The sequence below is a fragment of the Chlamydophila parapsittaci genome, from assembly GCF_006385615.1.
GTDB lineage: Bacteria > Chlamydiota > Chlamydiia > Chlamydiales > Chlamydiaceae > Chlamydia > Chlamydia psittaci.
In genome coordinates, this window is record NZ_CP041038.1 from 714,286 (window position 1) to 727,851 (window position 13,566).

Sequence of the window (13,566 nt, forward strand, 5' to 3'; positions counted from 1 at the left end):
AGCAATGAAAAAACAAGAAGGTAATAACATCTTGTAGTGCCTGTAAACATTGATTAATTGTAGTTTTCAGTTACTTATTTTAGTATAGATTGATGTATGTAATAATATTGAAGTTTGCTTTAGCGTATTTCATCTTCATTGTTGGAAGGTGGTACCTGAGCTCCAAGAGTCTTGTTATGAAGAGAATGAGCGTCGTATTTATTAGTTTGTTTTTGGCACCTATTGGAGCTGGAGACAATAAAGAAGCGCGTTCTTACGAGACAAAAATTTGGAAAAAAATATTACAAACATATATTGGCGAATGTGAGTTTCCTCGTCAAGAGGTCTTAGAACCTCTATTCGGTGAATCTCTTGACTCTCACATAGGAAGGGTTTAATTTTGCTCTTTATCCGAATTTTGGATATTCTACTCTTAAAGTTGTTCAATTAAATTAAAGACATACGGTGAAAGTAGCTTTGCCCAAAGGGGTGTTCGATATATTCCCTTACATTACGGATGCGAAACATATGTGGAGAAACACTTCTCTATGGCATCGGGTCGAGGATGTGATTCATGACGTATGTAGTTTATACGGGTTTTCAGAAATTCGTACGCCTGTTTTTGAAAAGTCGGAAGTCTTTTTACATGTCGGAGAACAAAGTGACATTGTAAAAAAAGAAATGTATACCTTTCTGGATAAGAAAGGACGGTCATTGACATTGCGTCCTGAAGGGACTGCCCCCATCGTGCGCTCGTTCATAGATAACCCTATGAATCAACGTGATGACAATAAGTTTTATTATATTCTGCCTATGTTCCGTTATGAAAGGCAGCAGTCAGGAAGGTATCGTCAGCATCATCAGTTTGGGGTAGAAGCTCTAGGGGTACGTCATCCTCTTCGCGATGCTGAAATTCTTGCTTTACTTTGGCATTTTTATTCTGCTGTGGGTTTGCAACACATGCAAGTTCAATTGAACTTTTTAGGTGGAGAGGCCACACGCAAACGCTACGATAAGATTTTGCGAGAATACTTCCATGATCATTTAAGTTCTTTATCTTCGTTAAGTAAAGAACGGTTTAATACAAATCTATTGAGGATATTGGATTCTAAAGAGCCAGAAGATCAAGAGATTATCAAATCTGCACCACCCATTCTTGACTATATTTCTGATGATGATCACAAATATTTTGATGAAATTCTTTCTGCTTTAAGGGATTTAAACATTTCATATGATATTAACCCAAGGCTTGTGCGTGGTTTAGATTACTATACTGATGTAGTTTTTGAAGCTGTCACGACATATGGAGGTCATTCCTATGCTTTGGGAGGAGGAGGGCGCTATGACGGCCTAATTGCTTCTTCTGGAGGGCTATCAACTCCTGCTTGTGGTTTTGGAATTGGTTTAGAGAGAGTGATTCAGACTTTATTGGCTCAAGGGAATTTCACACCGCTATCCTCTCACAAATTGCGTTTGATCCCGGTTGAGCCGCAAGCCGACTCTTTTTGTTTTGTTTGGGCACAGCACTTACGTAGCTTAGGCATCCCTACAGAAGTGGATTGGACACATAAGAAATTAAAAACTGCTTTAAAAATAGCAGATGCGGAGAAAGCCACTTTTGTTTGTCCCGTGGGAGAAAGAGAGTTGGTTTCAGAGCAATTGACAGTTAAAAATATGTCTTTGCACAAAGAGTTCTCTGGTTCAAAGCAAGAGGTAGAGCAAAGGTTGCTATATGAAATACAGAACACATCGTTGTAATGAATTATCCCTAAGCAATGTAGGAGAACGTGTCCGTGTATCTGGATGGGTACATCGTTATCGTAATCACGGGGGAGTCGTTTTTATAGACTTGCGAGATCGTTTTGGTATCACACAGATAGTGTGTCGTGAGGACGAAAAACCTGAATTACACCAGTTAGTTGATTCTGTACGTTCAGAGTGGGTTTTATCCATAGAGGGAACGGTATGCCGACGTTTAGAAGGCATGGAAAATGCGAATTTAGCCACAGGGGAGATTGAGGTAGATATTGAAAAAGTAGAGATCTTATCGAAAGCCAAAAACCTTCCTTTTTCTATATCAGATGATCATATTCACGTTAATGAAGAGTTGCGTCTAGAGTACCGTTATCTAGATATGCGTAGAGGCCAAATTTTAGATCGATTAGTCTGTCGTCATAAAGTGATGATGGCTTGTCGTCAGTATATGGATAAACAGGGTTTTACCGAGGTAGTCACGCCAATTTTAGGTAAATCTACTCCCGAAGGAGCTCGAGACTATCTTGTCCCTTCTAGGATATATCCCGGAAGTTTTTATGCTTTGCCTCAGTCGCCACAATTGTTTAAACAAATTCTTATGGTGGGAGGGCTCGATCGGTATTTCCAAATAGCCACTTGTTTCAGAGATGAAGATCTTCGAGCTGACCGTCAGCCCGAATTTGCTCAGATTGATATTGAAATGAGTTTCGCTACTCCTAATGATCTTTTCCCTATAATTGAACAGTTAGTAGTAGAGATGTTTGCTGTTCAAGGAATTAAAATCGACCTCCCATTACCGAGAATGACATATCAAGAAGCTAAAGATTTATATGGTACAGATAAACCAGATCTGCGATTTGGTTTGCAGCTTCATGATTGTCGGGAACATGCAAAAGAGTTTTCCTTCTCTATATTTTTAGATCAGCTTGCTCAAGGAGGCACAATAAAAGGTTTTTGTGTGCCTGGTGGAGCAGATATTTCTCGTAAGCAGCTTGATGTTTACACGGAATTTGTCAAGCGTTACGGTGCTATGGGATTGGTTTGGATTAAGAAACAAGAGAATGGTATCGCTTCTAATGTAGCGAAATTTGCTTCTGAAGCAGTATTTCAAGCAATGTTTGCTGATTTTGGGGCTGAAGATAATGATATCCTACTTTTGATAGCGGCTCCAGAAGATGTGGCCAATCAATCTTTAGATCATTTACGTAGATTGATAGCTAAAGAGCGCAACTTGTACAATGAATCGCAATACAACTGTGTTTGGATCACAGATTTTCCTTTATTTGCTAAAGAAGATGGGAAAATATGCTCAGAGCATCATCCATTCACCTCACCTTTAGATGAGGATATTCCTTTGTTGGACAAAGATCCTTTATCGGTACGATCTTCCAGTTATGACCTAGTTCTTAACGGATATGAAATCGCTTCAGGGTCACAACGTATCCATAACGCAGATTTACAAAATAAAATATTTTCTATTTTAGAGTTATCACCAGAGAGTATAAAAGAAAAATTCGGCTTCTTTATCGATGCTCTGAGTTTTGGGACGCCTCCACATTTAGGAATTGCTTTAGGTTTAGATCGTATTATGATGGTATTAACGGGGGCAGAAGGTATTAGAGAAGTCATAGCTTTCCCAAAAACTCAGAAAGCTGCAGATTTGATGATGGATGCTCCTTCGAAAATTATGACTTCCCAATTAAAAGAGCTAAATATTAAGGTAACTTCTTAAATAATTTTATACCTATTTTAGGTGCATGGCGCCATACCATGTGAGTGTCTAGGCTACAACCATAGGAGAGAAAATATGAAAAAACAATGGTATTTAATTATAATAACAATGGTTGTGTCCTTTTCCATTGCTTCCTGTAATCAGAGTACTCCAAATGAGAACTCTAAAACACAAGTTGAGGAGGAAAGCACTGCCAGTGATTCACAACTTTCTGTAAATCAACAGATATCGCGTACTTTTGGTCATTTGTTAGCACGACAATTACACAAATCAGAGGATATCGTCATGGATATCGCTGAAGTTGCTAAAGGATTGCAGGCTGAATTAGAATGTAAAAGCGCACCTTTAACTGAATCCGAATATGAGGAGAAAATGGCAGAAATACAACAATTGGTTTTCGAGAAAAAAGCAAAAGAGAACCTCTCCCTAGCTGAAAAATTCTTACAAGAAAATAAGAAGAATGCAGGTGTCGTAGAAGTACAAGTTGGTAAATTACAGTACCGTATCGTTAAAGAAGGAACCGGGAAAGCTATATCAGGAAAACCTTCAGCACTCCTTCATTACAAAGGGAGTTTTATCAATGGTCAAGTCTTCAGCAGCTCTGAAGCTAATAAAGAGCCTATTCTTCTTCCTTTAGCACAAACAATTCCAGGATTTTCTTTAGGAATGCAGGGAATGAAGGAAGGTGAAACTCGTATTCTCTACATTCACCCCGACCTTGCCTACGGAACTTCTGGCCAATTGCCTCCCAACTCTTTGTTGATTTTCGAAATTAATTTAATTGAAACTACAGAAGATACTGTAGCATTACCAGATATAGAGGACAAAAACACAGCTTCATGAAGGTAGTTCTTTATCAGCCTGATATTCCCCAAAACACGGGGAATATAGGAAGGACTTGTATAGCTCTAGGTGCTGAATTGATTTTAGTGAGGCCCCTAGGGTTTTCTTTATTAGATAAATTTGTTAAACGCGCGGGGATGGATTACTGGGATAAGGTCAATCTGTCTGTTGTTGATTCCTTAGATGAAGTGTTGTCAGGTGTCGATGAAGATAAGGTCTTCTGTCTTTCAACTAAAGGCACACAATACTACGGTGATGTTTTTCTCCCTATGGATGGCGTGTACGTGTTTGGCTCTGAGTCCAAAGGTTTGCCGGAAGAAGTATTAAAAAAGTACCACAACCACACGTATTACTTGCCTATGAAACCTGGAATCAGATCTTTAAACTTGGCAACCACCGTGGGTGTAGTACTTTTTGAAGCAGTTCGACAAAATAATCAAAGTGCGTGTATCCGTACTGGAAATTAAGAGTGCTGATTAATCATTTTAATTAATGCATCCTTATCTTTTAATCCAACTGAACGGTCTACTTCTTTTCCGTCTTTGAATAAAATTAAAGTTGGGATTGAAGAAACTCCGTACTGTTCTGCTGGAGCAGGACTGTCATCAATATTTACTTTCCCAATGAGTACCGAAGGTACCTCTGCTGCAAGACTCTCTAATACGGGAGTGAGCATTTTGCAAGGACCACACCATTCAGCAAAAAAATCTATAAGCACTAGGCCCGAGGAAATGAAGGAATTGAAATTTTCAGCGGATACAACTTTGACCATAATTCTCCAATAAGTTCAGGGTATTCGTTTTGAATTCTATATGCAGCTAAGAAGACTTGAACTTCCATGAGCCTAAGCTCACTAGAACCTGAATCTAGCGCGTCTACCGGTTCCGCCATAGCTGCATGAAGGCAGATTGTAGACATAGGTTAAAAAAAACACAATTCAGAAACTTTTTCAAAGAAAAAGCAGAGACATTTCCTATCGATTCTCAAGATCCTTTATTGAGGATCTGAGGGTGTTGAACTATGCCTAGGAAAGATATGCGTATTCAAAGAACCTTCAGACATCCCTGTTCGGGTTATTCATATCTGTTAAGATCTTCTAATTGTGTTTAATCATTTGATTTGAAATGCTTTGAGAGACTGTTATAGACAGTTTTAAGATTAAAAATTTTCGAGGAATGTTATGGAAACGGAACAACATACAACTTCTGAGAATATGAAACAATTTTTTCAAAATCTAGAAAAGATCAAGCTTTTCCTAAAGGAACATGCAGGCGAACATCCAAAGCTTCAGGAAGCTTTTGATATGTTCGATAAAACATTTAAAGTAGAGGATTAAATAAGATACATACTTCTAGTTGATGTTTAGGCTGCTGTTTATCTATTTTAGATGCTTGTGTACGGTAAATCAAAGTTCCGGGACTTACAACAGTAGATCCTAGAGGATGTGTTCACAGAGGATAAAAATAAACAGTTCTTTGGATATTGAATAACTCTTGTTAACACATTTGCAATAACAAACAAGCTATGATGTGGGTATTTAACTTAAGAATATTGACGTCATAGCTTTAAAATTCTAAATAATAAACACGATTTCCCAATGGTGTTCTTGGGTTGTTCTAGTTTCATTGCGATACGTTCAATAAAATGCCCCAGCCATAGTCTTAAAAGTATCCTTCAGTAACACTACTCTTCGCTTTATTGCGAATCATCAATTTATCTTTTTAATTCTCGCAATGGCTAGTAGCTTTATGTTCAACATAATTCTCGTGTTATGCTAGTATGATTGATTTAATGTGAAACAGTGCTAAACTATTCTTGAGTTTATTGCTTTAGAAAATAAAATTTCTTCAGTAAACCAGGAAAACTTTTAATTTGCTTCATTAGCTGAAAAAGGGATGAGCATGAATATTTCTGGAAGTATCAAACAGAAACTTCTCCAGTTTTTGGGAAAACAAAAAGCACCAGAATTGTTGGCTACGTATCTATTTTACCTAGAACAAGCTTTAAATATAAATCCTGTGGTTTTTGTCCGCGACAAAATAATTTTTAAAACTCCAGAAGATGCCATTCGAATTCTCGAGGAAGATAAAAAGGTTTGGCGCGAAACAGAGATACAAATTTGCTCTGGGAAACCAGAAGTTAACGAACAGACAAAAAGAATCTATATATGTCCTTTCACTGGGAAAGTATTTGCCGATAACGTGTATGCTGATCCTCAAGATGCTATTTACGATTGGCTGTCATCCTGTCCTCAAAACACAGAGCGTCAAAGTGGTGTGCGCGTAAAGCGTTTCCTTGTGTCCGATGACCCAAATATGATCAAAGAGTATATCGCTCCTCCTAAAGAGCCAATTGTTAAAACTGTTTTTGCTTCTGCTATCACGGGAAAGCTTTTCCACAGTTTACCAGCACTTATAGAAGACTTTACCTCTTCATACTTGCGTCCGATGACGTTGGAAGAAGTACAAAATCAAAACAAGTTTCAATTGGAAGGTACTTTCTTATCTTTACTACAAGATGCTCTCGTGGAAGACAAAATTGCTGAGTTTATCGAAAGCTTGGCGGATGATACAGCCTTTCATGTGTATATTAGTCAATGGGTAGATACAGAAGAGTAACTAATTCTTCTCAAGAAACTGTAGATATAGGTGCCGAACTTGGCAAAATACTTCCTCAAGGAGTTGTTTTGTTATTGTTCGGTGATTATGGTTCAGGGAAAACAGAATTTGTGCGCGGTGTTGTACAAGGGTATTTAGGAGATGCTTTAGCTCAAGAAGTTGCTAGCCCCTCATTTTCTCTTTTGCATGTGTATGGTAATGAACCACGAAGAATCTGCCATTATGATTTTTATCGGATAGATGCCGCTAAGGAAAATCAAACAGATCTTTTTCAAGATGCTGACGAGGATGATGTTCTATGCGTGGAATGGCCAGAAAGTATAACGTTGCCGCAATTTCGAGAGATGATACAGGTGCAGATTCATCTGCTAACCACTGAGCAAAGAGAAGTTAGCATAGATGCCCCGCCATCGATATTGTTAAAATTGCTGAAGGAATAAAATAGGATCATGACTTTACTAAAAGATACAGTTTTTGTTTGCCTAGATTGTGAGATGACTGGGTTGGATGTAAAGAAAGATCGTATTATTGAATTTGCTGCGATACGTTTCACTTTCGATCGTGTGATCGATTCTATGGAGACGTTAATCAATCCTGACCGTGTAATTTCAGCAGAATCACAGAGAATACATCATATTTCTGACGCGATGTTAAAAGATCAGCCTAGGATTGCTGAAGTATTCCCAAAGATTAAGTCTTTTCTGAAAGAGGGAGACTATATCGTAGGCCATAGCGTAGGATTTGATCTCCAGGTATTGAGTCAAGAAGCAGAAAGGATAGGAGAGAGCTTCTTATCTAAGTATTACGTTATCGACACCTTGAGATTGGCTAAAGAATATGGAGACAGCCCGAATAATTCTTTGGAAGCCTTAGCTGTACACTTCAATGTTCCCTATGATGGTAATCATCGCGCTATGAAAGATGTGGAGATCAATATCAGTATTTTTAAACACTTCTGTAAGCGTTTCCGCACGATAGAACAACTCAAGCAAATGCTATCAAAACCGATAAAGATGAAATATATGCCTTTAGGAAAACATAAAGGACGTTGTTTCTCTGAAATTCCCCTTTCCTATTTGCAGTGGGCATCTAAAATGGATTTTGATCCCGATTTGCTCTTTTCTATACGACACGAGATCAAACATCGACAAAAAGGTATAGGTTTTACGCAAGTCAATAACCCATTTATTGGATTGTAAAACACTTTTACTTTGTAAAAGTTTATTTGAAATCTTTGGAATTCCAGCTAGTAAAAAAATAAAAACTACTCTTCAAGTAATCTCTTGATTTTCTTTAGACCTCAAGATACTATCCAACAAAAAGTAGAGAGCGTTGTCTCTGCCTAGGGGAATTTTTAATGCTTAAGAAAAAGCCCGTATCTTTTAGTTGTATAGACGGTCATATCTATAAAATTTTCCCGAACGATCTAAACGCAAATAACACTGTATTTGGTGGTTTGTTAATGAGTTTGTTAGATCGTTTAGCTCTTGTAGTTGCTGAAAGGCATGCCGAAAGAATTTGCGTCACAGCTTTTGTTGACGCTCTGTGTTTCTATGCTCCTGCATATATGGGAGAGAATCTAATTTGTAAGGCCGCTGTTAATCGCACGTGGAAAACTTCGTTAGAAGTTGGGGTTAAAGTGTGGGCAGAAAATATCTATAAACAAGAAAGGCGTCATATTACTTCTGCCTATTTTACCTTTGTTTCTGTAGATGAGAATAACGCCCCAACTCCTGTTCATCAGGTTGTTCCTGAAACCCCAGAAGAAAAACGTCGCTATCATGAAGCTGATCAGCGTAGACAATCTCGGTTGAATATGAATAGATAGGAACGTTTTGTTCAGAATTCTTAGTTTTTTTTGTTCCTGGATTCTCATAGCTTGCGCTCAGCCTGATTTGAGCTGGTTTTTCTCTTTATTAGGAAGTGCTATAGGTTACGGACTTTTGTGGTATAGCTTAGAGCCACAAAAACCACCGTATCTTTCTTGGAAATATCTAACAGGTTTATTATTCCTTTGGTCTGCCACCATACATGGCGTGCATTTTTCTTGGATGCTTTCCGATTTATATGTAGGGAAATTTATTTACATCGTTTGGGGTGTATTAACTAGCTCACTCGCCCTACTATTCACTGCTTTTTCTTCTCTATTATTCTATGTAGTACGTAAAAACCATGGCAAAATTCTCTGGTGTTTACCAGGCTTGTGGATTGCCATCGAAATGGTAAGATTCTACTATTTTTGCTCAGGAATGTCTCTGGACTACTTAGGATGGCCTATTACTGCGAATGCCTACGGACGACAGTTTGGCGGTTTTTTCGGTTGGTCTGGAGAGAGTTTCTTTGTAGTCGCTACAGGAATAAGTTTTTATCAAGTGTTATTGAAAAAGCAGTTTGCTCGATTTGCATGGTTGGGATGTTTACTCGTTCCCTATATGTTGGGCGGATTACATTACGAATATCTCAAAACTACTTTTTCAAATGAAGAGACTCTGCATGTCGCTGTCGTACAACCTGCCTCATCCACTCTTTTGGAAGGGTCGTGGTCAAGCTCGCCAGCTATGGCGTGGCAAAGATTAATTAGTCTTTCTTCTATTGTACGAAAACCCGTAGATCTTCTGATTTTCCCTGAGGTTTCGGTCCCTTTTGGAAGAGATAGAAAGATTTATCCTTACGATGATAGTGAAATCATCCTCTCGCCTTTGACACACTTTAAACATCAAGATGTGCTACTCGCAAATATAGATTGGATGCAGGCTCTTTCCAACCATTTTGATTGTCCGATTCTTATAGGATTAGAACGTTGGGAAGAACGAGAATCTACACTACACCTCTACAACTCAGCAGAATGTATCTCTCAACACGGCGAGCTAGTTGGATATGATAAACGTGTCTTAGTGCCTGGAGGAGAATACATCCCTGGAGGCAAACTCGGCTGGGCAGTATGTAAGAAATATTTCCCTGAATATGCATTATCCTGTCAGCGTCTCCCCGGAACACGTTCCGGAGTAATTGAGATCAATAGCTTACCTAAAATGGGCGTGTCTATTTGTTATGAGGAGACTTTCGGATCCTTATTACGTAACTATAAGAAAGAAGGCGCTAAGCTGCTTGTAAACTTGACTAACGATGGATGGTATCCTTCGTCAAGACTCCCACAAGTGCATTTTCATCATGGAATTTTGCGAAATCAAGAGTTGGGCACGCCTTGCGTGCGTTCTTGTCATACCGGAGTTACTGTTGCAGCAGATGCCTTAGGAAGGATCATAAAAATGTTGCCCTATGAAACACGTTCTAGAAAAGCATCCCCAGGAGTATTACAAGTAGCTCTTCCTCTTCAAAATTATTCTACTTTGTATGCATTATGGGGAGATCTTCCTATGATTTTACTCTCTTTGTTGTCTATAGGATACATGGGATGTTATTTCGGATATCGCTTGCTTGCTAAAAAAGAAAAAGGATAATATACGAACACTCTTTGTCAGGTTTTTGCATGTTAGAACGAGCTCAAAGAACGTTAAGGCGCGAAGTACGTTATTCAGGTGTGGGAATTCACTTTGGAAAGTCCGCGACTATAACTTTAGAACCTGCTAAAGAAAACACTGGAATAGTCTTTTGCCGTTCCGATCTCTTAGGGGAACATATCCCCGCATTACTCCCTCATGTATGTAATACAGGCCGCAGTACGACCTTGTCCTCAGGAGATTCCATTATTGCTACTGTTGAACATCTCATGGCTGCTTTGCGTTCGAGTAACATTGACAATGTGATAATCCGTTGTGATGAAGAAGAAATCCCCATCGGGGATGGAAGTTCTCATGTTTTTATGCAGTTAATAGATGATGCTGGGGTTTGTACACAGAATGATAAGGTCTCTATTGCTAGGCTGTCGCAGCCTGTGTACTATCAAGCTCAGGATACTTTTCTTGCTGCATTTCCTTGTGATGAGCTGAAGATTTCTTACACTCTACATTATCCTCAAAGTCCTACCATAGGGACGCAGTACCGTTCTTTTGTTATAACAGAAGAATCTTTTCGTAAGGAAATAGCTCCTTGTCGAACATTTGCTCTATACAATGAGCTATGTTTTTTAATGGAGAGGGGATTGATAGGAGGCGGATGTTTAGAAAATGCTGTGGTGTTTAAAGATGACGGTGTGATTAGTCTCGGCCAGTTGCGGTTTTCAGATGAGCCTGTAAGGCATAAAATTTTAGATTTGATAGGTGATCTATCTTTAGTAGGCAGACCTTTTGTTGCTCATATTGTTGCTGTGGGATCGGGACATTCTTCAAACATTGCTTTGGGTAGAAAGATTTTAGAAGCGTTACAACCCTAAGAAACGAGTGTTAAATGAAAGAGTCGCCTGTAATTAAATTACGAGAATTATTAAACTTACTCCCACATCGTTATCCTTTTTTGCTTGTGGATAAGGTGTTGTCTTATGATTTAGAGAAGCGGTCCATTGTTGCACAGAAAAATGTAACAATAAACGAGCCTTTTTTTGTAGGGCATTTCCCTGAAGCGCCTATCATGCCTGGAGTATTAATATTAGAATCTTTAGCGCAAGCAGCCGGAGTTTTGCTGGGCTTAGTTTTAGAAAATGACAGAAATAAAAGATTGGCTTTGTTTTTAGGGATACAAAAAGCGAAGTTTCGTCAGGCAGTTAAGCCCGGCGACATTCTTACATTAAGCGCTGAATTTTCATTGATTTCGTCGAAGGGAGGGAAAGCTTCGGCACGAGCTTGTGTGGGTTCTCAGGTTGCTGCTGAGGGAGAACTAAGCTTTGCTCTTGTAGACAAGAAATCTTTAGATTAACGGAGACGTATGACGAACATTCACCCAACAGCAATTATCGAACCCGGGGCTAAAATCGGAAGGAATGTTGTTATTGAGCCGTATGTTGTTATTAAATCTACGGTGACCCTTTGTGATGATGTAGTTGTCAAATCGTATGCTTATATCGATGGACACACAACTATAGGCAGAGGTACAACGATCTGGCCGTCCGCTATGATCGGTAACAAACCTCAGGATTTAAAATATCAGGGTGAAAAGACCTATGTTACTATAGGGGAAAATTGTGAAATTCGAGAATTCGCTATTATTACCTCTTCTACATTTGAAGGAACAACAGTTTCTATAGGAAATAATTGTCTTATCATGCCTTGGGCTCATGTAGCTCATAATTGTACAATTGGTAATTATGTAGTCTTAAGTAACCATGCGCAGTTGGCTGGTCATGTTGTGGTAGAAGATTACGCTATTATTGGTGGTATGGTTGGTGTCCATCAGTTTGTTCGTATTGGTGCACATGCTATGGTCGGAGCTTTAAGTGGCGTTCGAAGAGATGTTCCTCCCTATACTATAGGCACAGGGAACCCCTATCAGTTAGGCGGAATCAATAAAGTTGGTTTACAGAGACGACAAGTAAGTTTTGAAACACGTTTGGCTTTGATCAAGGTGTTTAAGAAAGTTTATCGTTCCGAAGACAGCTTCTTTGAAGCTCTACTAGAGGCTCAAGAAGAGTACGGCCATATTCCCGAAGTCCAAAAATTTATTCATTTTTGTCAGAATCCGAGTAAGCGTGGAATCGAGCGTGGAGCTGCTAAAGAGGCTTTCCAAGAGGAGAGCGTAGATAAAGAAGGAGCTCTTGTTGAGTCTTAAGGTTGTTTATTTCGGCACGCCACAGTTTGCTGCCACAGTTTTAGCAGATTTATTACATCATGAAGTCAATGTTATCGCTGTTGTTACTCGTGTAGATAAACCGCAAAAACGTTCGTCCCAACTTATACCTTCTCCTGTTAAAACGTTAGCTTTATCTAAGAATATTCCTCTTTTACAGCCAGAAAAGGCTTCAGATCCACAATTTATCGAACAGTTGCGAGATTTTGAGGCAGATGTTTTTATTGTGGTTGCTTACGGAGCTATTTTAAGGCAAACGGTTTTGGATATTCCAAAATATGGCTGTTATAATTTGCATGCAGGCCTATTACCAGCTTACCGTGGAGCCGCTCCTATACAGCGTTGTATTATGGACGGTGTCACACAGTCAGGAAATACTGTAATTCGTATGGATGCAGGTATGGATACCGGAGATATTGCCAACGTATCTGTTATCCCGGTAGGACCTGATATGACAGCAGGAGAGCTGGCCGAAGCTTTGGCTAGTCAAGGCGGGGAAATCTTAATAAAAACTTTACAACAAATCTCTGATGGAACAATCACTCATACACCACAGGATGCATCTAAAGCCTCGATAGCTCCAAAGCTATCAAAAGAAGAAGGGTTTATTCTTTGGGATCGTCCTGCAGAAAAGGTGTATGCTCAAATACGGGGTGTCACTCCAGCTCCTGGAGCTTGGACGCTCTATTCTTATCAAGATAAACCAGAAAGGCGTTTAGTTGTTCGTAAAGCCTCTCTTGCTTCTAGTAAGGGGGGTTATGGCAAGCCTGGGGATATTATCTTGTCAGATCAACAAGAGCTGCTTGTTGCGTGTGCTGAAGGTGCCATTTGCCTAAGAGAAATCCAACCTGAAGGCAAAGGGGTGATGAATTCAAAAAGTTTTTTGAATGGCCTTTCTGGGCATAAATTAAAATTATCATTTAACTTAATTTATTAATTTCGATTTTAGTCAATATAATT

The 13,566-nt window shown here is 39.1% G+C and carries 16 protein-coding genes and 1 tRNA gene; 15 read left to right on the top strand and 2 right to left on the bottom strand.

The annotated features are described in order from the left end of the window. The first annotated feature begins 176 nt into the window (after positions 1-176). The 5 genes from FI836_RS03095 to FI836_RS03115 all read left to right on the top strand — a co-directional run bounded on the left by FI836_RS03095 (position 177) and on the right by FI836_RS03115 (position 4,776). Complete coding sequence (locus tag FI836_RS03095) at positions 177-377, top strand: hypothetical protein (protein WP_014943643.1); 201 nt, start codon at positions 177-179, stop codon at positions 375-377. Positions 378-444: 67 nt separating this feature from the next. Beyond that, positions 445-1,737, top strand: a complete 1,293-nt coding sequence (gene hisS / locus FI836_RS03100; RefSeq protein WP_013462585.1) for a histidine--tRNA ligase — start codon at positions 445-447, stop codon at positions 1,735-1,737. After that, positions 1,712-3,466, top strand: a complete 1,755-nt coding sequence (gene aspS, locus FI836_RS03105; RefSeq protein WP_006342753.1) for an aspartate--tRNA ligase — start codon at positions 1,712-1,714, stop codon at positions 3,464-3,466. Before hisS ends, aspS begins: the two co-directional genes overlap by 26 nt. A 75-nt stretch (positions 3,467-3,541) precedes the next feature. After that, positions 3,542-4,309, top strand: coding sequence for an FKBP-type peptidyl-prolyl cis-trans isomerase (locus FI836_RS03110; protein ID WP_006342754.1), 768 nt, complete (start codon positions 3,542-3,544; stop codon positions 4,307-4,309). Beyond that, positions 4,306-4,776 carry a tRNA (cytidine(34)-2'-O)-methyltransferase gene (locus tag FI836_RS03115; RefSeq protein WP_006342755.1) on the top strand — a complete coding sequence of 157 codons (471 nt, stop codon included), beginning with the start codon at positions 4,306-4,308 and terminating at the stop codon, positions 4,774-4,776. The genes FI836_RS03110 and FI836_RS03115 overlap by 4 nt, the downstream gene beginning before the upstream one ends. Here the strand turns inward: FI836_RS03115 and trxA are convergent. Both trxA and FI836_RS03125 read right to left on the bottom strand, forming a co-directional pair. Further along, positions 4,773-5,081: a thioredoxin gene (gene trxA / locus FI836_RS03120; protein WP_006342756.1), complete on the bottom strand. Its 309-nt coding sequence runs from the start codon at positions 5,079-5,081 to the stop codon at positions 4,773-4,775. The genes FI836_RS03115 and trxA overlap by 4 nt on opposite strands. A gap of 41 nt (positions 5,082-5,122) precedes the next feature. Further along, a tRNA-Leu gene (locus FI836_RS03125) sits at positions 5,123-5,206 on the bottom strand. A 283-nt stretch (positions 5,207-5,489) separates the two neighbouring features. Here FI836_RS03125 and FI836_RS05215 point away from each other — a divergent pair. The 10 genes from FI836_RS05215 (at position 5,490) to fmt (ending at position 13,543) form a co-directional block, all read left to right on the top strand. Continuing rightward, positions 5,490-5,645: a hypothetical protein gene (locus FI836_RS05215; protein WP_006342757.1), complete on the top strand. Its 156-nt coding sequence runs from the start codon at positions 5,490-5,492 to the stop codon at positions 5,643-5,645. A gap of 565 nt (positions 5,646-6,210) precedes the next feature. Beyond that, complete coding sequence (locus tag FI836_RS03130; protein WP_006342758.1) at positions 6,211-6,927, top strand: DUF2709 domain-containing protein; 717 nt, start codon at positions 6,211-6,213, stop codon at positions 6,925-6,927. Continuing rightward, entirely contained in the window at positions 6,906-7,367 is a 462-nt protein-coding gene (gene tsaE, locus FI836_RS03135; protein ID WP_006342759.1) for a tRNA (adenosine(37)-N6)-threonylcarbamoyltransferase complex ATPase subunit type 1 TsaE, read from the top strand. The genes FI836_RS03130 and tsaE overlap by 22 nt, the downstream gene beginning before the upstream one ends. A 9-nt stretch (positions 7,368-7,376) precedes the next feature. Beyond that, a complete protein-coding gene (locus FI836_RS03140) occupies positions 7,377-8,126 on the top strand; it encodes a putative quorum-sensing-regulated virulence factor (protein WP_006342760.1) in 750 nt (249 codons plus the stop codon). Between the two features lie 158 nt (positions 8,127-8,284). Further along, positions 8,285-8,755, top strand: a complete 471-nt coding sequence (locus tag FI836_RS03145) for an acyl-CoA thioesterase (protein WP_006342761.1) — start codon at positions 8,285-8,287, stop codon at positions 8,753-8,755. A 7-nt stretch (positions 8,756-8,762) separates the two neighbouring features. Further along, positions 8,763-10,388 carry an apolipoprotein N-acyltransferase gene (lnt, locus tag FI836_RS03150; RefSeq protein WP_014943644.1) on the top strand — a complete coding sequence of 542 codons (1,626 nt, stop codon included), beginning with the start codon at positions 8,763-8,765 and terminating at the stop codon, positions 10,386-10,388. Between the two features lie 29 nt (positions 10,389-10,417). Beyond that, positions 10,418-11,260, top strand: a complete 843-nt coding sequence (lpxC, locus tag FI836_RS03155; protein ID WP_006342763.1) for a UDP-3-O-acyl-N-acetylglucosamine deacetylase — start codon at positions 10,418-10,420, stop codon at positions 11,258-11,260. 14 nt (positions 11,261-11,274) lie between these two features. Further along, complete coding sequence (gene fabZ, locus FI836_RS03160) at positions 11,275-11,739, top strand: 3-hydroxyacyl-ACP dehydratase FabZ (protein WP_006342764.1); 465 nt, start codon at positions 11,275-11,277, stop codon at positions 11,737-11,739. 9 nt (positions 11,740-11,748) lie between these two features. Next, positions 11,749-12,588 (top strand): acyl-ACP--UDP-N-acetylglucosamine O-acyltransferase, encoded by an 840-nt coding sequence (gene lpxA / locus FI836_RS03165; RefSeq protein WP_006342765.1) that lies wholly within the window; start codon positions 11,749-11,751, stop codon positions 12,586-12,588. Further along, positions 12,578-13,543, top strand: coding sequence for a methionyl-tRNA formyltransferase (fmt, locus tag FI836_RS03170; protein ID WP_014943645.1), 966 nt, complete (start codon positions 12,578-12,580; stop codon positions 13,541-13,543). Before lpxA ends, fmt begins: the two co-directional genes overlap by 11 nt. Positions 13,544-13,566: the final 23 nt, after the last annotated feature.